Source organism: Kribbella caucasensis, from assembly GCF_004361855.1.
GTDB classification, from domain to species: Bacteria; Actinomycetota; Actinomycetes; order Propionibacteriales; family Kribbellaceae; genus Kribbella; species Kribbella caucasensis.
Window position 1 is genome coordinate 138,898 of record NZ_SNWQ01000014.1, and the last position, 26,360, is coordinate 165,257.

The following is a 26,360-nucleotide window of genomic DNA, read 5'->3' on the forward strand; positions in this document are numbered from 1 at the left end:
TGACTGAGGACCAGCAGTGACTAGGGGAGGAACCATGACAACCGACCAGGCCGTCGCCGTCGATGGCGACAAGCTGATGGCGTTCGTGTTCAATGCCGTCGGCGAAGTGGGGGCGACGTTGAACGCCGCGCTCGTGGTGATGGGCGACAAGCTCGGGTACTACGACGCGCTGGCCGGCGCAGGACCGACCACGCCCGCCGAACTCGCCGACCGGACGAACACCGACGACCACTACGCCCGCGAGTGGCTGAACGCCCAGGCCGCGGGCGGTTTCGTCGAATACGACCCGGCGACCGCGACGTACACGCTGCCGCCCGAGCAGGCGGTCGCGTTCACCGACGAGAGCAGCCCGGCGTACCTGCCCGGGATCTTCCAGATCGCGCTCGGCACCGTCCAGGACTCCAGCCGGCTGATCGAGGCCGCCCGCAGCGGAGCAGGGATCGGTTGGCACGAGCACGACTCGGACGTCCACATCGGCTGCGAGCGTTTCTTCCGCCCCAGCTACCTGGCCAACCTCAGCGAAAACTGGCTGCCCGCGCTCGACGGCGTGGTCGCCAAACTCGAACGCGGTGCGAAGGTCGCGGACATCGGTTGCGGTCACGGCTCCTCGACGATCCTGATGGCGCAGGCCTTCCCGCAGTCCAGTTACACCGGGTTCGACTATCACCCGGAATCGATCGAGACCGCGCGGATCCGGGCTGCCGAGGCAGGGGTGGACATCACGTTCGAGGTGGCCGGCTCCACGGCGTACGGCGGATCGGGGTACGACCTGGTGACGACGTTCGACGCGTTGCACGACATGGGCGACCCGGTCGGCGCGGCCCGGCGGGTGCGCGAGTCGCTGGCGCCGGACGGCACGTGGATGGTCGTCGAACCGATGGCCGGCGATCGCGTCGAAGACAACCTGAACCCGGTCGGCCGCGCGTACTACGGCTTCTCGACCCTGCTCTGTACGCCGGGAGCGCTGTCCCAGGAAGTCGGTCTGGCACTCGGCACCCAAGCCGGCCCGGCCCGCATCCGCGACGTGACGACGGCCGCCGGCTTCACCCGATTCCGCGTCGCCGCCGAAACCCCCTTCAACCTGGTACTCGAAGTCCGCCCCTGACACAGTTGGCACCGGGGGAAGACCGATGACAGAGCAACCAGCACGCCCCGTAATCCCCGCGCCGACGCAAGGTCGGCGCGGGGACGCGGTACGGGCTCGGCGGGGGGATGTGGGGTGGGGGGCTCGGCGGGCGGACGTGGAGGGGTCCGTCGAGCGGGGTGGAGTGGAGATCGCGTATCAGGTGTTCGGGGACGGGCCGACGATTCTGTTGTTGCCGACCTGGCCGATCGTGACTTCGCGGTGCTGGAAGGCTCAGGTTCCTTATCTGGCACGGCATTTCCGGGTGATCACCTTCGACGCTCGTGGTTCCGGCGGATCAGGGCGGCCGGTCGGCGCAGTGGCGTACGACGACACCGAGTTCATCGCCGACACCCTCGCCGTCCTCGACGCGACCCAGACCGCGTCCGCAGTACTGGTCGGATTCTCCCGCGGTTGCCCCTGGGCCCTGGAGGTGGCGCTGGACCAGCCGGACCGCGTACTGGGCGTGATCTGCATCGGCCCGGCGACCAGGCTCACCCCGATGCTCGAGGAACGCACCCGCTGGACCTTCGACGCGCGCCACGACACCACCGAAGGCTGGGCGAAGTACAACCGGCACTACTGGGTCGAGGGCGGGTACGACGACTTCGTGGAGTACTTCTTCACCAAGCTGTTCCCGGAGCCGCACTCCACCAAGCAGATCGAGGACACGATCGGCTGGGCCCACGAGATCGCCCCGGAGCGACTCGTCGACACCGAGGACGGGCGCCAGAACCATCTGCCCCCGGAACGGTTCGCCGACCTCCACCAACCGGTCCTCGTCATCCACGGCTCCGACGACGCGATCCGCCCGCACGCCGAGGGAGCGCGGCTCGCCGAACTGACCGGTGGTTCGCTGCTCACGGTCGCGGGCGGCGGCCACGCACCACACGCCCGCGACCCGGTCGTGGTCAACCATTCGATCAAGGACTTCACCGATCGCGTCGCACCCCGCCCGGTACGCCGTACCTGGGTGCGCGCAGCCGGACGGCCCCGCCGAGCCCTCTACTTGTCGTCACCGATCGGCCTCGGCCATGCCCGTCGGGACCTGGCGATCGCCCTCGAACTGCGCGTGCATCACCCGGATCTGCAGATCGACTGGCTCGCCCAGCACCCCGTCACCCGGGTACTCGCGGACGCCGGCGAGACCGTGCACCCGGCGTCGAAGTGGCTGTTCAACGAGTCGAGGCACATCGAGTTCGAGGCCGACGAGCACGACCTGCATGCGTTCCAGGCGATCCGGCGGATGGACGAGATCCTGGTGGCGAACTTCCACACCTTCGCCGACTTAGTGGCGGACGAGCACTACGACCTGGTGATCGGGGACGAGGCCTGGGAGGTGGACTACTTCCTGCACGAGAACCCGGAGCTGAAGAGGTTCGCCTACGCCTGGCTGACCGACTTCGTCGGCTGGCTGCCGATGCCGGATGGCGGGATCGAGGAGGCTGCGCTGACCGCCGACTACAACGCGGAGATGATCGAGCAGCGGGCGCGGTACCACCGGCTCCGGGACCGGTCGATCTTCGTCGGCGACCCGGACGACATCGTCGACGCGACCTTCGGACCAGGACTGCCCACGATCCGCGACTGGACCGAACGCAACTTCGACTTCGCCGGCTACGTGACCGGATTCGAGCCGGAGCCGGTGGATCGCGCGTCGCTCGGGTACCGGACCGATCGGCCGCTGTGTGTGGTGACGGTGGGCGGCTCGGGGGTCGGATCCTCCTTGCTGCACAGGATTCTCGCCGCGGTCCCGGCGGCGCGGGGACTCGTACCGGGGCTGGAGTTCGTGATCGTCACCGGGCCGCGCATCGATCCCGCGTCGCTGCCTCGTGTGCCCGGGGTGTCGATCCGCGGGTATCTGCCGGACCTGCACCGGCATCTGGCGGCCGCGGATCTCGCCATCACGCAAGGCGGTCTGACGACGTGCATGGAGCTCACGGCCCAGCGGATCCCCTTCCTGTACGTCCCGCTGCGGCATCACTTCGAGCAGAACTTCCACGTCGCCGCCCGACTGGATCGCTACAACGCCGGCCACCGCCTCAGCTACCCAGAAGCCGCCGACCCGACCCGCCTCGCCGAAGCGATCGCCAAGGCCCTCACCCAGCCGATCGACTACCTCCCAGTCGCAACCACCGGCGCCACCCAAGCCGCCAACCTCCTCGCTCCACTCCTCTGACCTCCCCACCTGCCTCCCACCCCGCTCTGCCCCGCCCAAGCACCCGCACAACCCGCACCCCGCCCGCACAACCCGCACCTCGCACAGCCCGTACCCCGCCCGCACAACCCGTACCCGCCCGCACAACCCGTACCTCGCACAACCCGCGCCTCGGCCACCCCGCACAACCTGCGCCCCCACGCAACCGACACCCTGCACGACCGGCACCCGCACCCCACCGACACCCGCACAACCCCATCCGGGGCTCACGCACCCCGCACCCCCTCTGTTTCCGCGGCTTCCGCGAAGGGTGGAGGGCTGCTGCACTTGACTGATACTTCACCGTCTGGTGAAGTGTTCGGTGTGCTGACGACGACGTTCGGGGCGCTGGCGGATCCGACTCGGCTGGCCATTGTGGAACGGCTGAGCCGGAGTGAGGCGACGATGAGCGAACTGTCCGCGCCGCACGAGCTGAGTCCGCCGGCGATGACGAAACACGTCGGCGTGCTGGTCGACGCGGGGCTGGTGACCCGGCGCAAGGTGGGCCGCACCGTCGTCTGCGCGTTGCGGCCGGCCCAACTGTCCGAAGTACAGGCCTGGCTCGGCGATCTCACGACGTACTGGAACCGCACCGTCGATCGACTGGCGGAGCTCGTGGAGGGAGAAGGCGATGACGACCGGCACTGAGATCCGGATCGAACGGGTGCTGAAGGCAACGATCGGGAAGGTGTACGACGCCTGGACCCAGGTCGACCTGCTCGCCCAGTGGTACTGCCCGAACCCCGCCCTCGACCTCAAAGTCGATGCGGACGTCCGCGTCGGCGGCGACTACGTCGTGGTGATGGGCCCGTACGTCGTCCGCGGCACCTATCTCGAGGTCGAGCCGCCAACTCGGCTGGCCTTCACCTGGAAGTGGGACGAGGACGACGGCGACCCGACCGAGGTCCGGGTCGAGCTGACCGAGGTCGACGACGGCACCCGGATGCTCCTCACCCACACGGGGTTCGCCGACGCCGAGGACGCCACCCGCCACCAGGAAGGCTGGGGACCCGAACTCGACCGCCTGGCCGCCCTCCTCAACCCGCCACAGCCCGACCCCACAACCGATCGAGCCTGACCACGAGCAGGACGATCACCGCTCGACAGCTCGGCCCCGCAAGCGGTCGAGGGTGACGACGAGGACGACGGTCACCGCGAGCAGCACCAGCGACTCGGCCGCGGCGACGAAGGTCTGACCGCGATCCGTCAGCGCGAACACGCTCACCGGCAAGGTCCGCCACGACGCCGGATACACCATGATCGTCGCGCCGACCTCGCCCATCGACAGCGCGACGGACAGGCTCGCCGCCGACACGATCGCGGGGCGCAGCATTGGCAGCCGTACCTGCCAGAGCACGCGCGCAGGCGAAGCGCCAAGCGATGCGGCGACATCCGCGTAGGCGTCATCGGTACGTTGCAGGGCGGCCGCGACCGTGCCGTAGGTGAACGCGACCATCAACACGAGATGGGCGATCACCACGATCCACTTGGTTCCGTTGAGTAACAAAGGCGGCCGCGAGAACGCGACCAGCAAGCCCAGACCGACAACGACCGACGGTACGGCGATCGGCAGGTGGTACAACGCATCGGTGAAGCGCACGAGCGGTGCGGACGCAGTACGGCTCGCCAACGCAGCCCAGGTGCCGAACACGACCGCCAGCAGTCCACCGAGCAACGCTGTCTGCAGGCTTACCGTCAACGAGGCCAACTCGTCGCCTGACAACGCATCGCGCAGGTGGGACGTGGTCGGGTCGGACGGGAACACGCCGTTCCAGCTGCCCGAGAACGCCGCGGCACCGACCACGACGAACGGCGCGAGCACGAGTACTGCGAGCACGATCGCGAACACGAATCAGGTGACGAGTCGGCCGGGTCTAGTCCAGACGAGCACGGCGACCTCCGAGGGCGGACCGAAGTACGGCGTACAGGGTGATCGACAGCAGGATCTGGACGACGGCGATCACGCAGGCGCCCGGGTAGTCGAACATCACGATGCCCTTGGTGTGCACGAGCATCGGCAACGTCGTGGTGTCGCGAGCGCCGAGGAACAGCACGATCCCGAACTCGTTGAGCGTGAGCAGCAGGGTCAGACTCCCACCGGCGACGAGTGCGGGTTTCACCTCGGGCAGCACGATCTTGCTCAGTACCCGCCAAGGACCGCCGCCCAGACTCGCCGCGACGTCCAGCTGGACCCGCGGGATCCGGGCCATTGCCCCGAGCAACGGCCGCATCACGAACGGGGTGTAGAAGGTGATCTCGGCAAGTACGACGGCCCATGGGGTGGTGAGGAAACCGCCCGCCAGGGAGCCGAGTACGCCGGCCGTTCCGTACAGGAACGTGAACGAAAGCGCGACCAGGAACGACGGCAGGGACAGCATCGCGTCGACCACGCCGGACACGATCCGCGCGCCGGGGAACGGGACGAAACTGATCACCGCAGCCAGGAACGTCCCGACGATCAGGCAGCCGATGGTCGAAGTCACGGAGATCTGGATAGTTCTGATCAACGCGTTCCTGAACTCGGTGGAGCCGACCACCTCGCGCCAGGTCGCCAGACCGCCGGTGAACGATTCCGTCGCCACCAGCACCAGTGGGTACACGACCAGTGCCGCGAGCAACAAGATCGGCGGCAGCAGCCAAAGGGATCTCTTGGACTGACGCCCTTTGTTACTTGGAGCAACTTGGAAATTGAGTGCTTCGACGGCCATCAGCGCGTTCCCGCTGGGACCAGGCTGCACGCCTCGGGCGGCAGCACCATCGACACCTGCGCGCCGACCTCCGGCAACGGTCCACCTGCCGGCACGTCGATGTGCACGCGCACGTCGGGCAGCCCGTCGATCGCACATGTCAGCCGACTCGACGCACCACGCCACTGAGCCGCGAGAAGTCGCGCCGGCAGACCTCCAGACCCGAGGCGCACCGCGTGCGGCCTGATGCACAACAGGTTGTTGCCTTCCTTCGCCCGGACTCCGGCCAGCGGGTGGCCGGCTACTCGGACCTCATCGGCCGAAACCTCCACGGGCAGGAGGTTCGCGCCGCCCAGGAAGGATGCGGTGAACGCCGATGGCGGAGCGGCGTACAGGTCGGCGGACGGAGCGATGTCGACCAGTCGGGCAGCACGCATCACGGCGATGCGGTCGGCGAGCGCGAGAGCTTCGGCCTGGTCGTGGGTGACGTACACGATCGCGACGTCGGGGACCTCGCGGCGGAGCTTCTGGAGTTCGTCGAGCATGTCGGCCCGAAGTTGGGCGTCGAGGGCGGCCAGGGGATCGTCCAGGAGGAGGACGGGCGGCCGGATCGCGAGTGCTCGGGCGATGGCGACTCGTTGCTGCTGGCCGCCGGACAACTCGCGCGGGAATCGCCTGGCGTAGGTGCTCATACCGACCATGTCGAGCATCTCCGCGACCCGCCTGGTCACCTCGGCCTTCGGTCTGCGGGCCGCTCGGAGGCCGAAGGCGACGTTGTCGGCGACCCGGAGATGCGGGAAGAGGGCGTACTGCTGGACGACGACTCCGATCCCCCGCTTGGCCGGTGGAACGTCGGTGACGTCGACGCCGGCGATCCTGATCCGGCCGCGGCTCGGCCGGACGAAGCCGGCGACCGCCTTGAGCGCCGTCGACTTCCCCGAACCGGACGGGCCGAGGAGAGCAACCGTCTCCCCGGCCGCCACGGTGAGGTTCAGACCCTCCAGCGCACACGTCCGGCCGAAGTGCACCGTGACGTCCTCGAGCTGGACGGTCATCCCTGCACGGCCTTCTTATAGGCCGCCGCATCCGCATCGAGTTCGGCCAGCACCGTCGTCCAGTCCGGCTGCCAGACCTCGACCCCGGCGATCAACTTACTCACTGTTTGGAAGTTGGCATCGGTCGGCTTCACGTCGGCGCGGGCCGGGATCCCGAAGGCGTCACTCGAGGCGGTCTGCTGGGCCTCGGTCGAGAGCAGGTAATCCATCAGCTTCTTCCCGCCGTCGGTGTTCGGGGCGTTCGCACCGAGACCCATCACGTACGGAAGGGCGAGGGTGGTCCGCTTGCCGTCCTTGCCGGCCGGAAAGAACACACTGAACGCGGACTTGTCGTTGGTGATCGAGGTGAGGTTCATCTGGACATCGCCGTTCGCGACCCAGATCTCACCCTTGCTCACCTTCGGCTGGAGCTTGCCGGTGGATGCGGACGGGCCGACGTTGTTCGTCTCCAGCTTGGCCAGATAGTCGAGCGCGCCTTGCTTGCCGAGCAGGTGTTGCAGGAGCAGGAGGACCGCCGTACCGTCGCCGGCCTGGCCGGGAGTCGAGTACTGGACCTTGCCCTTGAACCGCGGGTCGAGCAGATCATCGAAGGTCTTCGGCTGGCCGGCCTTCTGGTTCTCGATGAAGCTCAGGTAGTTGTCGATCACGGTGACGTAGTCGGACCCCTTCAGGCCCTTCACCTGGTCGGCACCCGGTACGTCGTACGGCTGCAGCAGTTTGTCGGCCGATGCCTTCTGGATGAACGGCGGCAGCGTGACCACGACATCGGCCTGCGGGTTCGACTTCTCCTTCTGCAACCGGGAGACGACCTCGCCGGAGCCGGCCTCGACCAACTGGACCTTGATCCCGGTCTGCTGGGTGAATGCGTCGAAGCGGGTCTTGTACCAGTCGGCCAGCCCGTCCGCGCTGTAGACGGTGACGGTCTTGGCGGTGTCCGTGGATGCCGCTCCGGTGCCACCACAGGCGGCGGTGGTGAGCGAGATCGTGGTGAGCAGGGTGGCGGCGAGCAGAGTTCTGAGGGCCTTCACTTCTCCAGCTTTCGGTCTCGGAGCAACCCGGGCAGGTCCCGGATGGATTCGATGACGTGCGTGGCGCCGGCGGCTTCGAGCTGTTCCTTGCCATGGGCACCGGTGAGGACCCCGGCGACCAGGCCGGCACCGGCCCGCCTCCCCGAGGTCATGTCGTAGGCGGTGTCGCCGGCCACGGCCACCGCGGCCATGGCGTCGGCTTGCAGTTCCAGAACGGCCTTGAGGACCATGTCCGGATGGGGACGGCCCCGTCCGGCCTGGGCCGGGCAGAGGGTGAGATCGGGGAGATCACGCCAGCCGAGCGCGGTCAGAATGCGCTGCTGGGTGGTCTGGGAGAATCCGGTGGTCAGGCAGACCTTGATCCCGTTGTCTTGAAGCCGCCGGATCGTGTCCTCGGCGCCATCGATCGGGCGGCAATACCCGTCGTCGACAAGCATGGCGTACGCGGTCTCGAACGCCTTGTTCGCTTGCCGGACAGCGTTTTCGTCCTGGTCGAGGAGATGCCGGAAGACGGTGATCTTGGACTCGCCCATCGTCGCGCGGACGTACTGGAGCATGTCGTCGTACCGGGGTTCGCCAGAATGGATGCCCTGGGCACCGATCGCCTCGGTGAAGGCATGCTCAACGAGTCCGTTGTCAGCGACCGTAGTACCGGCCATGTCGAGAACCGCGACCTGAATTCCGGTTGCCGCGTTCGCGTTCATCCGGCGACCGCCTCGAGGCTGGCTTCGGCGATCGCGGGTGCCATCGTCATCCCGCGACCACCCGGGCCGGTGACCAGGTGCACCCCGTCGGCCACGGTACGCCGTACGACGACCTCCCCTTGTTCGGTGGCCTGCGAGTAGACACCTGCCCAGCGTCGGGTGATCTCCGGAAGCGGCCCACCGAGGATCTGCTCGACGGTGTCACGGAGGTGGTCGTACGGCTCGCTGCTGACGTCGAACGGGAACGGCTCGGCGTACTCGTGCGTGTCCCCGATGGTCAGCCCGCCATGCGTCCGCTGAACCATCAGCAACTGCATGGCGTTGCTCGCGGCAACTGTTGGCTGAGGCGTCTGCCTGAGCGCGTCCAACGCCGGCCCCTGGTACGCCGGGTAGTAGCGGAGGCTGTCCCCGTCGGCGACCGCGGTGGTCAGCTGCTCGTCGAGCGGAGCCGTCTGCATCATCTGCAACCGGACCCGCCGCAGCGGAAGATCCTCGGTCAGCTCACGAATCAGCCCGCCGTGCCAGGCTCCCGTACAGAGAAAGATCAGGTCGGCCGCATACGTCTCACCCTGATCGGAGCGGACCTGATTCGCTTGCACAGCACGAATCTCGCGGCCGCTGTGGAACTCGTAGCGCCCTGACTTCTGCAGCTCGGTGCGGAGAGCAGGCAGCACCTCGCGCGGCTCGACGATCGCGTCCCGCGTGCATTCCAGCGCCCCGAGCAGGTCGCCCCGGATGGCCGGATTCCGCTTCCTGGCCTCGTCCGCATCGAGCACCCGGAACCCACGCTCACCGGCATCCGACCGAGCCGCAGCGTCCTTGGCCACGGCCAACTCGTCCTCGGTCCGGCAGACCGTCAGCGATCCCGCCGGCCGGAAGCTGATCCCGGGTACATGGGCCCACAGCTCCCGAGCCCGCTGAGCGGTCGCCAACTCCGGCCCGTCCGCCCGCCCGCTGACCCAGACCAGCCCGAAGTTCCGCACGCTGGCCCCGCGAGCCTCGGCCTCCCGCTCGACCTGGACCACCTGATGCCCCCGCCGCACCGCCTCCCAGGCATGAAACGTGCCCAGCACGCCCCCGCCCACCACGACCACCCGCACAGTCCAGCTCCTAACCTCGGCAACACCGCCAAGATTGGTCCGGACCAATTACGCTCGCGCAGCCCAAACTTGTCCACTAGATGAACCCCGCCCAAACACTGAATTCGCCCACCCTCCGCCGACCCACGCGTGCAGGCGGAGGGCGGCGCGGAGTTAGGGGCGGAGGGTGGCGCGGAAGCCTACGCGGTCGCCTCGGTAGAGGGAGCGGACTACCTCGATCGGGCGACCGTCGGTGTCTCGGCTGTTGCGGTGGAGCAGGAGCATGGGCAGGGATTGGGTTGCTTTGAGGAGTTCGGCCTCGCGTGGGGTCGCGATGACGGTCTCGACGAGTTCCTCACCTTCGGCGAAGCGGACGCCGAGCTGATCGGTGAGGCAGCGGTACAGCGACCCCGTCGGCTCCAGCACCGCCCGCAACGCCGGGAACCGCGCCACCGACAGATAGGTCGTCTCCAGTCCGATCGGCTGTCCGTCCGCGGACAGCACCCGTTCCAGCCGATGAACCGGCTCTCCCTCGCCGATCCCCAACCCCCCGGCGAGTTCCACATCCGCCGCGATCTCGTCGAACGTCACGACCTCACGCCCGGGGGTCTGCCCCTGCGCCCGCAGAGCCTCGGTATAACTCACCAACGCCAACGGCTGGATCAGCTTCGGTGTCGCCACGAAGGTCCCCTGCCCCTGCCGGGCCCGCAACCGCCCGTCGGCCACCAGTTCCCGGATCGCCTGCCGCATCGTCCACCGCGACACCCCGAACTCGGCCGCCAGCGCCCGCTCCGGCGGCAAGGCAGCCCCCTCCCCCAACCGATCCAGCAACTCCACCAACCGCGTCTTCACCGCATAGTGCAGGGGCACACTCACCCGCCCGACAATAGACGACCACACCCCCGAACCAACGGCCCGACGACCTTGGGCGCCGGCAAGTCACGTTCCCTGCCAGATCACGCCCACCAGGTGCTCAAGGCGGACCGAGGCGGACCGAGGCGGACCGGGAACCAGCCGACCGCGCGGCGTACGGGACGTACGGTCCGACGACCTTGGGCACCGACTAGTCATGTTCCGTGCCGGATCACGCCTGGCGGGTGCTCAAGGCGGACCGTAAGCGTCCGCGGCGTACGGGGAAAGCGACCGGCCGCGGCGTACCGGAAGACGGCCCGGCGACCGACCGCGGCGTACCGGAGAAAAAGAGAGCCCCGGGTGGCAGCCCGGGGCTCAGATGGATGGATGGCGGCTGGTCAGCTACCGGACTTGCGCCGGAACTGGCGCTTCTGCTTGTCGTTGTGCGCCTCGCCGACGCCCTCGTGCCGCGGCCCGGTGCCCGGGTGCTCCCCGTGCTGGGCGTTCTTCTTGGCGAGTGCCTCGCGGAACTTCTTCTGCAGATCGTCCTGCGCCGGCTTGCTGGGCTTGTCGCTCATACCGTCTCCTTCACAAACCGTCAGGCTTACAGACTCTAGCTAACCAACCGCCGCCCCGCCAGCAGTTTTCACCGGGGCCCACAGTCTGCCCGCCCGATACTGTCCGCGCTCGCCACTAGCCTGCCACACACGATGAACGCATTCCGGGACAGCGAAATCGCACGGCTGCTCACCAGCGGCTGGACCACGTGTACCGCGATCGCCGGCCTCGTCCGCGATCGAGGCCTGCCCGCGATCACCCACGAGTACCTGACGACCGCCTTCTCCCCGACCGAGTGGGAGCGGGCAGAGAAGGCCGTCACCGCCCTCACCGAACACTTCAGCAGGGCCCGCTTCGCCGACGAGACCCAGTACGGCGTGGTGCTCGTGCCCGCACCTGGTTCGTTGGATACCCGGCGAGCCCAACCGGCCGTAGTACGGGCTGATCAGGTCGGTCATGCCGCGGACGACGTGTTCGATGAGCGGCTACCCGACGGGGTTGCGTTGACGAGTGGGCGCGAGTGGAGTCTCGTGGTGGGCGTGACCGGGGTCTACGGGCCGTCGCTCGGCAGCTACCAGGCCGTCGTCGACGCACCGGTCGAGGACTTCACCGTCCTGGGCGTGGACACGCGTCGATTGATGACGCGGCAGGTCTGGGGTGCCCGGGTCCTGCAGTGTGGTGCCGTTCCACCAGACTGCGAGCACAACGACCGCTGGACCTTCACGCTCTTCCCGGGCGAACCGCCGGCGGACGGTCTGGCCGAGTCCGGCACCGTACTCAAGGGCAAGGTCCGCTTCCGCCTCGGCAAACCCGATCGCGGGATCGGGTCGGCCCGCGTCGCCCCGGCCCTCCTTGTCTCACCGGCCGAATAATCCCGGGAGGCGCCCCGCGACCGCTGTTAGGTTCGAGCCGAATCCGTCGGAGGGAGCACTGTGATCGTCAGCGCCGAGGCACTCGCCGGGATCGCCCTGATCGAGCTAGGTCTGGTGATCATCCCGGGGCCGAACATGATCTACCTGGTCTCCCGTTCGGTGGCGCAGGGCCGGAAGGCGGGCCTGATCTCGCTCGCCGGGGTGGGCGTCGGATTCGGGGTCTACATGCTCGCCGCCGCGGCCGGGCTGGCGACTTTGTTCGCCCTGGTACCGGAGATCTACGTGACGCTGAAGCTGGCCGGCGCGGCGTACCTGCTGTGGCTCGCCTGGAACGCGCTCCGCCCCGGCGGCGGTTCCGTCTTCACCCCGAACGAACTGGCGCCGGACCGCCCGCGCAAGCTGTTCGGTATGGGGTTGCTGACCTGCATCCTCAATCCGAAGATCGCGATCCTCTACATCTCCCTGCTGCCGCAGTTCGTCGACCCGTCGCGCGGCCACATCGGACTGCAGAGCCTGGTGCTCGGCTTCACCCAGCTCGCCGTCGGCGTCGCCGTGAACGGCCTGTTCGTGATCACCGCCGGTTCGGTCGCCATCTTCTTCACGCGCCGCCCGGTCTGGATGCGCGTCCACCGCTACCTCACCGGCACCGCCCTGGCCGCCTTCGCCATCCGCATCGCCACCGACCGAGCCCGCCCCCTCCCGACCCACTAGTACGCGGGGAACTTGCCCCAACGCCGTACTACGGCCGCCGGGCGACGAACACGAACTCCCGCCCCGGCCGATCCGGCGCATCCCGTACCTCGTCCACCACGAACCCCGCGACCACCAACGACTCCTCGACCTCAACCCGGCTCCGGAACCGCAACGTCGAATCCGAGGTCAGCACCGCCCCATCCGACGCGAACACATACGTGTGCCTGAACGACACGAACGGCAACTCCACCGCCGTCAGCTCACACCACGTCTCCACCCCGCCGACCCCCGGGATCTCCGCCTGCACCCGGGTCCGCTCAGGCGTCCACTCCAACCACGCCTGCCGCGCCGGATCCCGAGTCTCGAACACGAACCGCCCACCCGCCCGCAACGCCCCCCGTACGCCGGCCAACGTCGCCGCCCACTCCTCGTCGGTGAGGAACACCTGCGCCACATTCCCCGTCATGGTCGCCAGATCCACCGCCAACGGCGGCAACCCCGTCGCATCCCCCTCCACCCACCGCACCCGATCCGCAAACTCCTTGCCCCGAGCAACCTCCAGCGAGGCCGCCGCCGGATCCACCCCCACTACCTCAACCCCACGCCCAGCCAGCAAACATGCGAACGTCCCCGTCCCACACCCCACATCAAGCACTACCCGAGCCCCGAACTCCCCCACCATCCCCGCATAAGCCTCCAAATCCCCCCGATCCGGATCCAACGGATCGTAAACCTCCACCAACCGACCCACCGCAAACAACGCATCAGCCACACCCCGACGCTAGGCGCACCCCAAACCCCGAGCCAGCCAATATCGGCCCAGCCCACCCAATGGCAACCCTTTGCTGGCAGCAACTTTCTCCCAGTCAGTGGCACCATCGAGCACCCCACGCACAGCCCTTTTCACATCCGTCGAACCGCCCGGAACGACCCGCTGTACGTCGTCAGCCCCTCAACCTCGTCATCGCGACCTGACTCGCTTCGGCAGGAGCTGATCCGCACGGCCCCGCCCCAGATCCGTCTCGTACGGCTCCAGTGCCTCAACCACACGATCCAGCGCGCCGAGCACACGGCCGACGTTGAGAAACACATCGAGCCCGACCGTGGTCTCCCGCCCGAGCCAGCCAGATGTAGCCGTACGGCGACATTGAGACTTTGTCGCCGTACGTTTACATGTGCAATTTGTCGCCGTACGCTGACATGGTACAAATGTGAGCGTACGGCGACATACGAAAGGCAGCGATGGACATCCGGACTACGCATGCGCTGGGCGCCGCTGTGCGCGGTCGCCGCCGCACGCTCAATCTGACGCAGGCCCAGGTCGCCAAAGCCGCCGGGGTGTCCCGGCAGTGGCTGGCCGACTTCGAGTCGGGGAAGCCGACGGTGGAGCTCGGCCGCGCGCTCGCCGCCCTCGAGGCACTGGACCTGACGCTCGATCTTCGACCCGCCGGCGAAACATCGGCGGAGACATCAACGGGAGAGTTGCGAGATCTGGCCTCACTGATCGAGTCGTATGAGCGAGGCGACGAGTGAGTAAGGGTGAGCTCAGCCTGCTCCTGGGGGACGAGGTCGCCGGGACGGTGACGCGACTGGCCGGAGGGAAGCTGGGCTTCGCCTACCGTCCCACCTATATCGCCAACGACCGTCCAGCTACCCCGGTGTCGGTCTCAATGCCAACCCAGCTCGCCTCGCACAGCGACAGCCGGATCACGCCATGGTTGTGGGGACTCCTTCCGGACAACGACGCCGTCCTCAACCGCTGGTCGCGGGAGTTCCATGTTTCCACCAGTTCGGCCTTCTTTCTTCTGACAACGCCGCTGGGTGAAGACTGCCCGGGATCAGTCCGGCTGGTTCCACCAGATCGCCTGCCGAACATCCAGAGCCGGACTGCTCACGACGGCGTCGACTGGCTCACAGAGGCCCAGGTTGCCCAGCGCTTACGGGATCTCAAGCGCGACAACACAGCCTGGCTCGGTGCAAACAACGCCGGGCGATTCAGTTTGGCAGGCGCTCAGGCGAAAACAGCATTGATTAGCGATGGCGCCCGATGGGGCGATCCGCAGGGAGCGATGGCCACGTCACACATCCTGAAGCCTGCCATCGAGGGCTTCGACGACCACGACCTGAACGAACATCTGTGCTTGTCCGCCATGCGCGTCGCGGGACTGCGCGCAGTACGAACCAGCGTCGAGCGTTTCGAGGATCAGAGCGCGATCGTCGTCGCCCGATACGACCGAGTCCTCCGGGACGGGCGGCAACTTCGTCTCCATCAGGAGGACCTATGCCAGGCGCTCAGCGTGCACCCAGCAAGGAAGTACCAGAACGAGGGCGGACCCAGTCCTCGGGACATCGCCGTTCTGTTCCGCCGAGTGATGCATCCCTCCGTAGCCCGCGACGCGACCCAGGCTTTTCTGGATGCGCTGGTGTGGAACTGGGTCATTGCCGGGACTGACGCGCACGCCAAGAACTACTCGCTGCTCTTGCTCGGAAACGAGGTCCATCTCGCTCCGTTCTACGACGTCGCCTCCGCGTTGCCCTACGACTCCATTCCCGAGCAGAAGATGCGCCTGGCAATGAAGTTCGGAACCGGCTACAAGGTCAACCCCGGCAGCAGCCCCTGGGAACGACTGGCCGCCGACTTGCAGCTCCCCGAGGACGAGATCCGCAGCCGCGCGGCAAAGGTTTTGGCCAACGCCCCGGACGCATTCTCGATTGCAGCCGCCGACCCCGGAGTACGAAGCCTCGTAAGCTCGCTCCCACCGCGCCTCACAGATCTTGTCGCCGCCCGAGCCAAACGCTGCGCGAAGTACCTCGCCTAGACCGGAAACCTCAGACGTTGAAGGGGAATTCGACGTCGTCGATCAATCTCAGCCAGCAAGGACGGGTAGGGCTCAAGCGGGCGAGATGGTTTGGCTCACCTGGAGTGCGCCGCCTCGGCCGATGAACGGGTGCTTGCGTAGCAACTCGGCCGCGGCGGTCAGGTCGTCGGCTTCGACGATCGAGTAGCCCGCGGCCGGGCCAACCGCGACGCCGTGCGCGACACCTTCGCTCGACACGACAGCAGAGCCGCCGAGCGGGGCTCCCGGATCGACCAATGCGGAGCCGACCTGGTTGACCCAGGCCATGAACGCGGCCATCGCCTGCTGCTTCTCCTCTTCGTTCCGAGGGGCACCGGCACCGTGGTACGTCACAAGGAATTTCGCCATACCGACGACGCTACGGAGGCGCGCGAGCGATCTGAATGTCCTACAGGACAAGCATCATGTCCGATCGTTCAAGCGTCCTTTACGCTGGCCTCATGAGCCGCGTCAGCCCTCCGTCGGACGACCTCGCCGAGGTGCTCAAGGCCATCAACGTCCGGAGCACGATCCTGTGTCGCTCGCACTTCACCGCTCCGTGGGGCTTCCGGGTCGACGGTTCCGATCTCGCCAAGTTCCACATCGTGCTCGACGGCGCGGCGTGGCTGGAGCTCGACAGCTCGGCCGAGTCTCATCGGCTCGACACCGGCGCCATTGTCCTCCTCCCGCGCGGCACCGGACACGTCGTACGCGATGACCCGCGCACTCCGGTGCGCCACCTCGAGGCGATTCTCACGGATCACCCGCTCGACTCTGCGGGACGCCTCCGGTACGGCGGTGACGGCGCGAGCACGACTGTCCTGTGCGGTGCGTTCGAGGGCGTCCTCCTGCCCGACGACATGACCGACCTACTGCCGGCCGCTCTCGTGCTCGACCAGGACGGAAGCAGCAGGGTGACCCGCTGGCTGCAGCCGATCGCCGACCTGTTGGCCTCGGACAGCACCGCTCCGGGCGACGCCGCCGTCCTGGCGAAGGTTGCCGACGTGTTCCTCACCGAGTTCCTCAGGCAGTACCTGGCGCAGCAGGAGGCTGCCTTGGTGCATCTGCCGACCGCCGAAGGCGCGAGCGCACCGGTTGCTGCCGCCCTGCGACTCATGCGACGCGATCCTCGGGCGCAATGGACGGTTGAGGGCCTCGCGAGACAGGTCGGGATGTCCCGTACGGCGTTCGCCACTCGGTTCCGCGATTCCGTCGGTGAGCCGCCTCTCAGCCACCTGACCCGGGTCCGGCTCAGTCAGGGCGCCGGCTACCTCGCGACAACCTCACGCACCATCGGCGCCATCGCGAGGGACGTCGGCTACGACAACGAATCGTCGTTCTCGAAGGCGTTCAAGCGAGTGTACGGCTGCTCCCCCGGCGCCTTCCGCACCGAGTGGTCCCCGTGACGAACCTCAGACGTTGAAGCGGAATTCCACCTCGATCCGCCGCCGGCCAACCTCTTCATCGAGAAGTGGAACTCAACAGCTGTTCGCTCAAGAAGAGCATGCCGCACGTCCGTGATCGTCAAGCGTCTTCGCCGTCGGAATCCTCGTTTCGGGACCCTTCCTCGCTTGACTGTTCTTTCTTTTTCGACTTGAACAACCCCGCTACATTGGCCCCAACGGCGCCCGCTGCTCCGACAATCGCGCCACCTATGCTCTTGGCGTTGGTCTGCGCCATTTCATCGGCTCGCTTCACGGCTGCCAGGTAGACCTCCGCGTCGACATTCGGAGGTGGGAGTTCCCTGAGGTGCTCCATAAGCCGTTTCGATTGAACGCGAAGAGTCACAAAGGTGAGACCTCCCGACACCACTCCCCCCACCACCGGAACGACCTTGCTCACAGTCTTGGCGAAGCTCTGCTTGGTGACCTGCACTCCGACCACCCGCAGCGTCTGCTTCATTGGGATGTACCACGCGGTTTTGGTCAGCGCCACACCTGTAATCTTTTTCTGGACGGCGGGGCGGGCAACTTGAGTAGCGAAGACACTCACTGAGACCGATGCACCGCCGACCCCCATCATTACGCCGAGGAACGCTGCAAGCATGCCCAAGGACTCGTCGTCGATGTCATCGATGTCGTCCAAGAACGAATGCCAACCGTACACATAGGCGATCTTCTGCATGACCCTGAAGGCGTGGACGTAGAACTGAGTGATGTCAGCAGGCACCGTTCCAATCATCGCAAACCCGCCAGGCAAGCCGGCAGCAAACGACAATGCCGTAGATTTCCCGGTCTCGAACTCGATAACACTCCGGGCGATGTCGTCGAGCATGGTCGGCGAAATGCCAGCTACCGCAGGATTCTCTCTGACAGCCCGATCTATTGCGGCTGCACCAACACCTCTTTTGTGAAGTTCCGCCCTGAGAAATTGCGCCCGGTCGATGCGTACGCCGCGTAGCCGTATGACTTTCTTCAGGAAGGCTATGGCGAACTGCTCGGCCTCCCGGTCCTGCTCGGACAGCACGGAGTTGATACTCGGATCGTCCCCTTCGTCCACGTTGAGGCTTTCGCTGTCGACGTCGGCGGCTACCGAAGAGTCCTCCGCCAAGACTTTTTCTATGCCCTGATGGTTTTCATCGCCCACAGCGCACATCATTCCCATGGTTCAGGAAATTGTCTATAGCCGAGCTGATCACAACTGCCCCTGCAGACCAACCGATGCACAGACAAATGAAAGGCTGGTCCCGCAGTAATCAACTGCCGGACCAGCCCTTATCCGTATGAAGAACTAGACGTTGAAGCGGAATTCGACTACGTCGCCGTCGGTCATTATGTAGTCCTTGCCTTCCATGCGGACCTTGCCGGCGGCTTTGGCGGCGGTCATCGAACCGGCTGATATCAGGTCGTCGTAGGAGACGATCTCGGCCTTGATGAAGCCGCGCTGGAAGTCGGTGTGGATGACGCCGGCCGCCTCGGGGGCGGTGGCGCCGCGCTTGATGGTCCAGGCGCGGGTCTCTTTCGGGCCGGCGGTCAGGTAGGTCTGCAGGCCGAGGGTCTCGAAGCCGACCCGGGCCAGTACGTCGAGGCCGGGCTCGTCGATGCCCATCTCGGCGAGCATCTCGCGGGCCTCGTCCTCGTCGCCGAGCTCGACCAGTTCGGCCTCGAACTTGGCGTCCAGGAAGATCGCCTCGGCCGGCGCGACCAGGTCGCGCATCTGCTGCAACAGTGGCTCGTCGGCGAGTTCGTCGGCGTCGCAGTTGAAGACGAACAGGTAGGGCTTGCTCGTCATCAGCATGAGTTCGCGGATCGCGTCGCGGTCGACGGAGGTGGCGATGATCGGCGTACCGGCCTCGAGGTGCTTCTGGGCCTCCCTGACCGCTTCCAGCACGACGGCGCTCTCCTTCTTCAGCCGCGCCTCCTTCTCCAGCCGCGGGATCGCCTTCTCGACCGTCTGCAGGTCGGCCAGGATCAGCTCGGTCTGGATGGTGGAGATGTCGTCGGCCGGCGAGACCTTGCCGTCCACGTGGGTGACGTCGTCGTCGCGGAACACCCGGGTGACCTGGCAGATCGCGTCCGACTCGCGGATATGGCTGAGGAACTTGTTGCCCAGGCCCTCACCCTCGGACGCGCCGCGGACGATCCCGGCGATGTCGACGAACTGGACCGTGGCCGGGAGCTGCTTGGCGGACCCGAACAGTTCGGCCAGCTTGCCCAGCCGCGCGTCCGGTACGCCGACCACGCCGACGTTGGGCTCGATCGTCGCGAACGGGTAGTTCGCCGCGAGCACGTTGTTCTTGGTCAGCGCGTTGAAGAGCGTCGACTTGCCCGCGTTCGGGAGGCCGACGATTCCGATGGAGAGTGCCACGGGCGTCAAGGGTACGCGCCGACCCCCGCCGTACCCCAATCCGCCGACCCCGCCGTACGCCGATCCGCGTCGCACCCCAATCCACCGACCCGTCGTACCCCGATCCGCCGACCGCCGTCGGACCCCGCTCCAACAGTGGCTCAGATCACGAAGCACTCCAGTTCGGTGCCGTACCAGCGGTTCGTCCGGCCCAGCGCCCGCATCCCCAGCCGGCGGCAGACCGCCAGCGATGCGCTGTTGTCCGGCCGCACCACCGCGTAGATCTCGGGCAGCCCGGCCCTGAATCCGTGCGCGATCGCGCCACGGGCAGCCTCGGTGGCCAGGCCGCGACCCCATGCGTCGGGATGGAAGTGCCAGCCGATCTCGATCTCGCCCTTGCTCTCGGTCCCGTCCGACGGGTCCGGCAACGGCACCAGCATCACCGTGCCCGCGATCGTCCCGGTGGCCCGTTCCTCGACCGCCCAGACGCCGTACACGGGGTCCTGGTTGCGCTCGTTCCAGCGTTCGATCACCCGGGTGGCCGCGTCCCGGTGGGCCATCACCTTCGGGTCCGCGCCGAGCCAACGGGACACCTCCCAGCGCCGGTAGATGTCGAACACCCGGTCGCCGTCGCCGACAGCCCAGTCGCGGACCACCAGCCGATCCGTCTCGAAGATCACCTTCGGTTCCATCCCGGGCACCTCCCCCATCACTTGCCGTTCATCTATCCGGCCGAACCACTCAAGAGCAAGCGACGTCTCCACACTGTGATCACAGGGAGAGCGGAGGCAAGTGCTCCGACACGGGACACTAGGAGTTCGTCACGGATCGTGTTCGGCTGCCTGCAGTTTCTGCGGTTCGGCCGGCTGGAGATGGTGTCCTGCCTGTTCCCGTTCGCGTTGTTCGCCGGCCTCGCGCTCTCGAAGTACGTCGACCTCCCGATCTCGCGGTACGACGCTCTGCTGGTCTACTGCCTCGCTCTGACGCTGCTGTTCTGGGTGGTCCGGCTGGAGACGTGGCGGGAGGTCGCGGTGATCTTCGGGTTCCACCTGGTCGGGCTCGACCTGGAACTGTTCAAGGTCCAGGTCGGGTCGTGGCAGTACCCCGGCGACGCGGTGACGAAGATCGCGGGGGTGCCGTTGTTCGCGGGGTTCATGTACGCCGCGGTCGGGAGCTACCTCTGCCAGGCGTGGCGACGGTTCGACCTGCGGGTGAGTGGATACCGGCCGGTGCTGACCACGGTGCTCGCGCTGGCGATCTACGCGAACTTCTTCACCCACCACTGGATCGTGGATCTGCGGGTGCCGATCGCGATCGGGTTGCTGCTGGCGTTGCGGCGTACCTGGGTGTTCTACACGGTCGGCGTACGGCGGTACCGGATGCCGCTGGCGGTGTCATTCGTGCTGATCGGGTTCTTCCTGTGGCTCGCCGAGAACGCGGGGACGTTCCTGGACGCGTGGAACTACCCGGACCAAGTGGACGTCTGGCGGCTGGTCCATCCGGCGAAGTTCGGCGCATGGGCATTGCTGGTCAGCATGAGCTTCGTTTTGGTCGCGAGCGTGAAGTCGCTGGAAGGCAAGCTGTACCACCGTGGCACGCCTGCGACGGTCATCAGCTCGCGGGCGACCGAGGCGGGCGATTTGCCTGCCTGGGAAGGGAATGAGATCTCCTCGCAACACGATGCTGCCAACCAGAACAGGAATTGAGGCGTCTCCCAATCGAAGCTCCTGAGGGGGAGCGACTGGGGAACATCCGCCTGATCCGCAAGGGAGCATCATGTCCCGAAAGCTTGCCGCTGTCGTCGGTACCACCGTGGCCGCCGCACTCGTCGTCTGCTCGATGATCGCCATCGCGTTGACGCGAGCGCATTCGCCGCAGCCGTCGATCGCGTCGCACACCACGCCGACGGTGACGCCGACCACGACGCCGTCCAGCCCGACGACACCGCGGACCACCGCCGGCAGCCCGCTCTCGGATCCGACCGCAGCTCTTGCCGCAGGCAACAAAAAGGTGATGTTCCTGAGCTTCGACGACGGCCCGGACCCGCTCTGGACGCCGAAGGTCCTGCAGGTACTGCGCAAGTACGGCGCGCACGCGACCTTCTTCGAACTCGGTCAGATGCAGGGCGCCCACCCCGGACTGCGTGAGCAGATCCTTGCCGACGGCAACACGATCGGCAGTCACTCGATCACGCATCCGCAGCTGACCGCGGTATCGGCGGCCAAACGGCACCACGAGATCTTCGACGGCCCGAAGTCGAAGTGTTTCCGGCCGCCGTACGGCGCGACGAATCCGAAGGTGCGCGCGGACATCCGGGCGGCGGGGATGACCCAGGTGCTCTGGGACATCGACCCGCGCGACTGGGCCAAGCCCGGCGCGACCGCGATCGTGAACAACGTCCTGCACCACGCCCACCGGGGCGGCATCATCCTGATGCACGACGGCGGCGGGTACCGCGGCCAGACCGTCGCCGCACTCGACCAGATCCTCGCGACCCTGACGGCCCAGGGCTGGTCCTTCCCCGCGATGGACTGCTGATCTTTCGCTGATCCATCACCGGCCCCGCGTGATTTTCAGAAACTGTCGGCGGCTTGTGTCACTGTCTGTTGCATGACCGGTACTACAGTGTTGTTGCTGCTGGTGTTCCTCGTCGTCGGGCTGTCGCTCGGCACGGTGTTCGGCGTGCTCTGGTCCCGCGGCCGCGACGGAGCCGAGCTGGCCAGGATCACCGCCGAGCGCAACGCGGCCGAGGACCGGGTGGTCGAGCTGACCCAGGAGCGGCAGTCGGTCGGGCAGCAGATGTCCGGCCAGGCGGTCGTGAAGGAAGCGCTCGATCGATTGCATGCCCAGCTCAACCAATTGGAGAAGGGCCGGGCCGCCTGGCAGTCGCAGCTTCACCAACAGGTGAACGAGGTTCGGATGAGTGGCGAGGCGCTCCGCCGCGAGACCGCGTCCCTGTCGACCGCGTTGCGCAAACCCCAGGTCCGTGGGCGCTGGGGCGAGCTGCACCTCCGCCGTACGGTCGAGCTGGCCGGCATGGTCGCGCACTGCGACTTCACCGAGCAGACCTCGACCGTGACCGACGACGGGCTGCTCCGGCCGGACCTGGTGGTGCGACTTGCCGAGGGCAAGAATCTGGTCGTCGACTCGAAGGTCCCACTCGCCGCGTTCCTCGAGGCGGCCGAGTCCGATGACGCCGACTTCCGGGAGGAGCGGTTGCGGGCACACGCCCGTCACCTGCGGACCCACGTCGACCAACTGTCCGCCAAGGCCTACTGGTCACGGTTGCCCTCGACACCGGAATTCGTCATCCTGTTCGTCCCCGGCGAGTCGTTCCTGTCCGCGGCCCTCGACGTCGAGCCCGCACTGCTCGAGTACGCCGCCGAGCGCCGCGTGATCCTCGCGACGCCGACCACACTGATCGCCACTCTCCGGGCGGCCGCCTACGCGTGGAACCAGTCCGCCCTGACCGAGTCGGCCCAGCAGGTGTTCGAGCTCGGCCGTGAGCTGTACGAACGCCTCAGCACGATGGGCGAACACTTCAGCCGCGTCGGCCGCTCCCTCACCTCGGCCGTCGACGCCTACAACCGCGGCGTCGGCTCCTTCGAGAACCGCGTCCTCACCACCGCCCGCAAACTCCGCGACCTGCACGTCACCCAGGCCGAGATCACCGCGATGGAAACCATCGAGGCCTCCGTCCGCCCATTGGCCGCCCCCGAGCTACTCCCCCTCGACGAAACCGACCCGGACACCACCCGCCGATGGGTGACCACCCCACCCGTCGACCGCACCACCCGAGACACCCCACCACCCCTACCCGGCTTCGACACCCGAACCGGCTGAGCCCTCCGCACCGGCCGAGCCGTCGCCACCACCCACAGCGCCTTCGTCTCCTGCACCAACTGAGGCGCCTTCGTCGGGGCGGGGTGGGAGCGTCGGGTAGTCGACCATGGGATAGAGGCCGACCGCGAAGCCGTAGGTGGTGTCGCCCGACCGCGGCAGCCGGTCGAACTCGTGGATGATGTCGTCGACACGCCGCCAGAACTCAGCGGCCTGCTCTTCAGGGATCCGGGCATGCCGGATGAAGGCGCGCACCGTACCGGCATCGAACGCACCGGCCGACTCCTTGGCCGCAACCTCGAAGTCGTTGAAGTCAGGCGGTAGGTCGACCCCGTCCCTGCGCCGGCCGAGCCCGACGTAGAACATCCGCGCCGTCCTACCGAAGTACCGCTCCTCGATCGCCCGCACGCGGCGGGTGCGGACGACCCGGAGCAGCCCGGCGTCGAACAGCACGTTGACGTGGTGCGCGACCGTGCTCTTCGGGCGTTTCACCGCGGCAGCCAGTTCCGTCACCGTCGCGGCCCGCTCGTGCAGCAGCCCGAGCAGCGTCGTCCGCAGCGGGTCGCCGATCGCCCGCACCTGCTCAGCGGTGGTGAGCTCGATCGTCTCGTCGAGGTCGTAATCCGGTATCGAAGTGTTGATCGACATGATCGGAATAGACTAACATCGCCGATCATTCCAAAGATTTGGTTCATTAGCCTTCGAAAGCGAGCAGATCATGGCCGAGGTCGTGCTGTACCACCACGCGCAGGGACTGACCGAAGGAGTGCAGGCCTTCGCCGCCGAGCTGCGCGGAGCGGGTCACACCGTCCACCTACCGGATCTGTATGACGGCAACACCTTCAAGACCCTGGACGAGGGGCTGGCCTATGCGCGGCAGGTGGGATTCGGCACGCTGCTGGACAACGGCGTCGCCGCGGCCGACGGGCTCGGCGAGGAGCTGGTCTACGCGGGCTTCTCGCTCGGCGTGATGCCGGCCCAGCGACTGGCCCAGACCCGGGCCGGCGCGAAGGGCGCCTTGTTGTTCTACTCCTGCATCCCGGTGTCCGAGTTCGGCGAATCCTGGCCGGCCGGCGTCCCCGTCCAGGTGCACGGGATGGATGCCGACCCGTTCTTCACCGAAGAGGACGGCGATCTCGACGCGGCGCGTGCCCTGGTCGCCTCCACCGACGAGGCGGAGTTGTTCCTCTACCCCGGCAAGGAGCACCTGTTCGCCGACTCGTCACTGCCGTCGTACGACGAGGCCGCGGCAACCCTGCTCATCCGCCGCACCCTCGACTTCCTCAACGGCATCCGCTGACCCGACCTCGACGGGTCCCGCCGACCCCCAGCCGACGGGACCCACTGACTCCCAGCCGACGGGATCCGCCGACTCCCACCCATTGACAATCCTCCGGTCCCCCGAAACCATGAGAGCGCTCTCAGCCATCCGGTGATCCACCGTCCCTCGCCGGGTGAGCCGTGGGTACCGCCTGCCATCGGCCTGCCATCCCCGGCTTCGACCCCGGGTCGCGACCCCCGGCCGCGACCCGGTGGCCGTAGCCACCTTCGCCAGGTCTGTTCGGTGCCCGCCTTCTCTCACGGGACAGACCTGAGGAGGAGCACGTGCGCTTCAAACTCCTGGCAGTCCTCACCGCAGCCGCCAGTCTGGCCGCGGCGATACTCATCACCACCGGCGCCGGCAAGGCCGACGCGGTCCCGCCCACCATCCCGCTGCAGATCAGCAACAACTCGGGCCGTGCCGACCCGGTCTACATCTACAACCTCGGCACCAACCTCAGCACTGGCCAGCAAGGCTGGGCCGATGCAGCAGGCACCTTCCACCCCTGGCCCGCCGGCGGCAACCCGCCGACTCCGGCGCCGGACGCGTCGATCCCCGGCCCCGCCAACGGCCAGTCGATCACCATCCAGATGCCGAAGTTCTCCGGCCGGGTCTACTTCTCCTACGGCCAGAAACTCGTCTTCAAGCTCACCACCGGCGGCCTCGTCCAGCCCGCGGTCCAGAACCCGTCCGACCCGAACCGTGACATCGTCTTCAACTGGACCGAGTACACACTCAACGACTCCGGCATCTGGATCAACAGCACCCAGGTCGACATGTTCTCCGCTCCCTACGCGGTCGGCGTACAACAAGCGGACGGCGCCACCAAGAACACCGGCCACCTCAAACCCGGCGGCTACACCGGCTTCTTCAACGCCCTTCGGAGCCAACCCGGCGGCTGGGCCAACCTGATCCAGACCAAGTCCGACGGCACGGTCCTGCGCGCCCTCGCCCCGACGTACGGCGTCGAGATCGGCGCGCTGCCCGCGAACGTCATGGACGACTACGTGAACCGGGTGTTCTCGAAGTACAGCTCGGAAACGCTCACCGTCACCCCGTTCGCCGACCAGCCGAACACCAAGTACTACGGACGCGTGGCCGGCAACGTCATGAACTTCACCAGCAGCTCGGGCGCGGTCGTCACGTCGTTCCAGAAGCCCGACGCGTCGAGCATCTTCGGCTGCCACAAGTTGCTCGACGCACCGAACGACCTGGTCCGCGGACCGATCTCCCGGACCCTGTGCGCCGGGTACAACCGGTCCACTCTGCTGGTGAACCCGAACCAGCCCGACACCAGTTCGGCCAACTTCTACCTGGACGCCGTGACGAACCACTACGCCCGCAAGATCCATGCCCAGATGGCCGACGGCAAGGCGTACGCGTTCGCCTTCGACGACGTCGGCAACCACGAGTCCCTGGTCCACGACGGCAACCCCCAACGCGCGTACATAACCCTCGACCCCTTCAACTGACCCCCTCACCCACTCCCCGGGCCCCGCGCGACCGCCCCGCGCCGGGCCCGGCATTCCCCATCCCCACCACGCCCGCTCCCCCACCACGCCCTCTCCCCCAACCACGCCCACTCCCCCAACCACGCCCGCTCCCCCCACCACGCCCACTCACCCCCACCACGCCAGGTCCCCACCCCCGCCACGTCCCGACACCGGCGCCCCGCCCCGGCCACATCCCGACCCGGCACGCCGCCCCACCCCGCCCACTCACCCCCAC

At 67.2% G+C, this 26,360-nt stretch carries 28 protein-coding genes; 14 read left to right on the top strand and 14 right to left on the bottom strand.

The window, feature by feature from the left end; all coding sequences use genetic code 11:
• The first annotated feature begins 34 nt into the window (after nt 1–34).
• The 4 genes from EV643_RS26915 (at nt 35) to EV643_RS26930 (ending at nt 4,398) form a co-directional block, all read left to right on the top strand.
• Nucleotides 35–1,105, top strand: coding sequence for a class I SAM-dependent methyltransferase (locus EV643_RS26915; protein WP_133802938.1), 1,071 nt, complete (start codon nt 35–37; stop codon nt 1,103–1,105).
• 136 nt (nt 1,106–1,241) lie between these two features.
• On the top strand, nt 1,242–3,302 hold the full coding sequence (locus tag EV643_RS26920) for an alpha/beta hydrolase (RefSeq protein WP_238165829.1): 2,061 nt from the start codon (nt 1,242–1,244) through the stop codon (nt 3,300–3,302).
• Nucleotides 3,303–3,635: 333 nt separating this feature from the next.
• On the top strand, nt 3,636–3,968 hold the full coding sequence (locus EV643_RS26925) for an ArsR/SmtB family transcription factor (protein WP_238165830.1): 333 nt from the start codon (nt 3,636–3,638) through the stop codon (nt 3,966–3,968).
• A complete protein-coding gene (locus EV643_RS26930) occupies nt 3,952–4,398 on the top strand; it encodes an SRPBCC family protein (protein WP_133802940.1) in 447 nt (148 codons plus the stop codon). The genes EV643_RS26925 and EV643_RS26930 overlap by 17 nt, the downstream gene beginning before the upstream one ends.
• A gap of 15 nt (nt 4,399–4,413) precedes the next feature.
• Here EV643_RS26930 and EV643_RS26935 read toward each other — a convergent pair whose 3' ends face one another.
• The 8 genes from EV643_RS26935 to EV643_RS26970 all read right to left on the bottom strand — a co-directional run bounded on the left by EV643_RS26935 (nt 4,414) and on the right by EV643_RS26970 (nt 11,303).
• Entirely contained in the window at nt 4,414–5,169 is a 756-nt protein-coding gene (locus tag EV643_RS26935; RefSeq protein WP_133802941.1) for an ABC transporter permease, read from the bottom strand.
• A gap of 25 nt (nt 5,170–5,194) precedes the next feature.
• Nucleotides 5,195–6,028 (bottom strand): 2-aminoethylphosphonate ABC transporter permease subunit, encoded by an 834-nt coding sequence (locus EV643_RS26940; RefSeq protein ID WP_133802942.1) that lies wholly within the window; start codon nt 6,026–6,028, stop codon nt 5,195–5,197.
• The gene (locus EV643_RS26945; RefSeq protein ID WP_133802943.1) at nt 6,028–7,062 is read right to left on the bottom strand and encodes an ABC transporter ATP-binding protein; all 1,035 of its coding nucleotides are present in this window, start codon (nt 7,060–7,062) and stop codon (nt 6,028–6,030) included. The genes EV643_RS26940 and EV643_RS26945 overlap by 1 nt, the downstream gene beginning before the upstream one ends.
• Nucleotides 7,059–8,090 carry a 2-aminoethylphosphonate ABC transporter substrate-binding protein gene (locus tag EV643_RS26950; protein ID WP_133802944.1) on the bottom strand — a complete coding sequence of 344 codons (1,032 nt, stop codon included), beginning with the start codon at nt 8,088–8,090 and terminating at the stop codon, nt 7,059–7,061. Before EV643_RS26950 ends, EV643_RS26945 begins: the two co-directional genes overlap by 4 nt.
• Nucleotides 8,087–8,794, bottom strand: coding sequence for a phosphonatase-like hydrolase (locus tag EV643_RS26955; protein ID WP_133802945.1), 708 nt, complete (start codon nt 8,792–8,794; stop codon nt 8,087–8,089). The genes EV643_RS26950 and EV643_RS26955 overlap by 4 nt, the downstream gene beginning before the upstream one ends.
• Complete coding sequence (locus EV643_RS26960; RefSeq protein ID WP_133802946.1) at nt 8,791–9,894, bottom strand: TIGR03364 family FAD-dependent oxidoreductase; 1,104 nt, start codon at nt 9,892–9,894, stop codon at nt 8,791–8,793. Before EV643_RS26960 ends, EV643_RS26955 begins: the two co-directional genes overlap by 4 nt.
• Before the next feature lie 153 nt (nt 9,895–10,047).
• A complete protein-coding gene (locus tag EV643_RS26965; RefSeq protein WP_133802947.1) occupies nt 10,048–10,749 on the bottom strand; it encodes a GntR family transcriptional regulator in 702 nt (233 codons plus the stop codon).
• A gap of 374 nt (nt 10,750–11,123) precedes the next feature.
• Nucleotides 11,124–11,303, bottom strand: a complete 180-nt coding sequence (locus tag EV643_RS26970) for a DUF5302 domain-containing protein (protein ID WP_133802948.1) — start codon at nt 11,301–11,303, stop codon at nt 11,124–11,126.
• A 132-nt stretch (nt 11,304–11,435) separates the two neighbouring features.
• Here EV643_RS26970 and EV643_RS26975 point away from each other — a divergent pair, with 132 nt between their 5' ends.
• A complete protein-coding gene (locus EV643_RS26975; RefSeq protein WP_133802949.1) occupies nt 11,436–12,155 on the top strand; it encodes a hypothetical protein in 720 nt (239 codons plus the stop codon).
• Between the two features lie 60 nt (nt 12,156–12,215).
• Entirely contained in the window at nt 12,216–12,866 is a 651-nt protein-coding gene (locus EV643_RS26980; protein ID WP_202869774.1) for a LysE family translocator, read from the top strand.
• A 28-nt stretch (nt 12,867–12,894) separates the two neighbouring features.
• Here the strand turns inward: EV643_RS26980 and EV643_RS26985 are convergent, their stop codons facing one another.
• Nucleotides 12,895–13,530, bottom strand: a complete 636-nt coding sequence (locus tag EV643_RS26985; RefSeq protein ID WP_238165840.1) for a class I SAM-dependent methyltransferase — start codon at nt 13,528–13,530, stop codon at nt 12,895–12,897.
• Nucleotides 13,531–14,090: 560 nt separating this feature from the next.
• Here EV643_RS26985 and EV643_RS26995 point away from each other — a divergent pair.
• Nucleotides 14,091–14,381: a helix-turn-helix domain-containing protein gene (locus tag EV643_RS26995; protein ID WP_133802951.1), complete on the top strand. Its 291-nt coding sequence runs from the start codon at nt 14,091–14,093 to the stop codon at nt 14,379–14,381.
• Nucleotides 14,378–15,667, top strand: coding sequence for a type II toxin-antitoxin system HipA family toxin (locus EV643_RS27000; protein ID WP_133802952.1), 1,290 nt, complete (start codon nt 14,378–14,380; stop codon nt 15,665–15,667). Before EV643_RS26995 ends, EV643_RS27000 begins: the two co-directional genes overlap by 4 nt.
• Before the next feature lie 72 nt (nt 15,668–15,739).
• On the opposite strand, the gene EV643_RS27005 is transcribed toward EV643_RS27000, so the two are convergent.
• On the bottom strand, nt 15,740–16,054 hold the full coding sequence (locus tag EV643_RS27005) for a YciI family protein (RefSeq protein ID WP_133802953.1): 315 nt from the start codon (nt 16,052–16,054) through the stop codon (nt 15,740–15,742).
• 92 nt (nt 16,055–16,146) lie between these two features.
• Between EV643_RS27005 and EV643_RS27010 the strand changes: the two genes are divergently transcribed.
• Complete coding sequence (locus EV643_RS27010) at nt 16,147–17,091, top strand: AraC family transcriptional regulator (protein WP_166665592.1); 945 nt, start codon at nt 16,147–16,149, stop codon at nt 17,089–17,091.
• Nucleotides 17,092–17,209: 118 nt separating this feature from the next.
• On the opposite strand, the gene EV643_RS27015 is transcribed toward EV643_RS27010, so the two are convergent.
• The 3 genes from EV643_RS27015 to EV643_RS27025 form a co-directional block, all read right to left on the bottom strand.
• Nucleotides 17,210–18,271 (bottom strand): hypothetical protein, encoded by a 1,062-nt coding sequence (locus EV643_RS27015; RefSeq protein ID WP_202869775.1) that lies wholly within the window; start codon nt 18,269–18,271, stop codon nt 17,210–17,212.
• A gap of 144 nt (nt 18,272–18,415) precedes the next feature.
• Nucleotides 18,416–19,492, bottom strand: a complete 1,077-nt coding sequence (gene ychF, locus EV643_RS27020) for a redox-regulated ATPase YchF (protein ID WP_133802955.1) — start codon at nt 19,490–19,492, stop codon at nt 18,416–18,418.
• 140 nt (nt 19,493–19,632) lie between these two features.
• Nucleotides 19,633–20,163 carry a GNAT family N-acetyltransferase gene (locus EV643_RS27025; RefSeq protein ID WP_133802956.1) on the bottom strand — a complete coding sequence of 177 codons (531 nt, stop codon included), beginning with the start codon at nt 20,161–20,163 and terminating at the stop codon, nt 19,633–19,635.
• Between the two features lie 138 nt (nt 20,164–20,301).
• Here EV643_RS27025 and EV643_RS27030 point away from each other — a divergent pair, with 138 nt between their 5' ends.
• The 3 genes from EV643_RS27030 (at nt 20,302) to EV643_RS27040 (ending at nt 23,314) form a co-directional block, all read left to right on the top strand.
• On the top strand, nt 20,302–21,177 hold the full coding sequence (locus tag EV643_RS27030) for a DUF817 domain-containing protein (protein WP_133802957.1): 876 nt from the start codon (nt 20,302–20,304) through the stop codon (nt 21,175–21,177).
• Between the two features lie 70 nt (nt 21,178–21,247).
• Nucleotides 21,248–22,009 (top strand): polysaccharide deacetylase family protein, encoded by a 762-nt coding sequence (locus tag EV643_RS27035; RefSeq protein WP_133802958.1) that lies wholly within the window; start codon nt 21,248–21,250, stop codon nt 22,007–22,009.
• A 72-nt stretch (nt 22,010–22,081) separates the two neighbouring features.
• Entirely contained in the window at nt 22,082–23,314 is a 1,233-nt protein-coding gene (locus EV643_RS27040) for a DNA recombination protein RmuC (RefSeq protein WP_133802959.1), read from the top strand.
• Here the strand turns inward: EV643_RS27040 and EV643_RS27045 are convergent.
• Nucleotides 23,285–23,959 carry an ArsR/SmtB family transcription factor gene (locus EV643_RS27045; protein WP_133802960.1) on the bottom strand — a complete coding sequence of 225 codons (675 nt, stop codon included), beginning with the start codon at nt 23,957–23,959 and terminating at the stop codon, nt 23,285–23,287. The two genes, EV643_RS27040 and EV643_RS27045, sit on opposite strands and share 30 nt — an antisense overlap.
• Before the next feature lie 70 nt (nt 23,960–24,029).
• On the opposite strand from EV643_RS27045, the gene EV643_RS27050 reads away from it, so the two are divergent.
• Together EV643_RS27050 and EV643_RS27055 are read left to right on the top strand one after the other, a co-directional pair.
• Nucleotides 24,030–24,611 carry a dienelactone hydrolase family protein gene (locus tag EV643_RS27050; RefSeq protein WP_133802961.1) on the top strand — a complete coding sequence of 194 codons (582 nt, stop codon included), beginning with the start codon at nt 24,030–24,032 and terminating at the stop codon, nt 24,609–24,611.
• A gap of 305 nt (nt 24,612–24,916) precedes the next feature.
• Entirely contained in the window at nt 24,917–26,104 is a 1,188-nt protein-coding gene (locus tag EV643_RS27055; protein ID WP_133802962.1) for a glycoside hydrolase family 64 protein, read from the top strand.
• Nucleotides 26,105–26,360 lie beyond the last annotated feature (256 nt).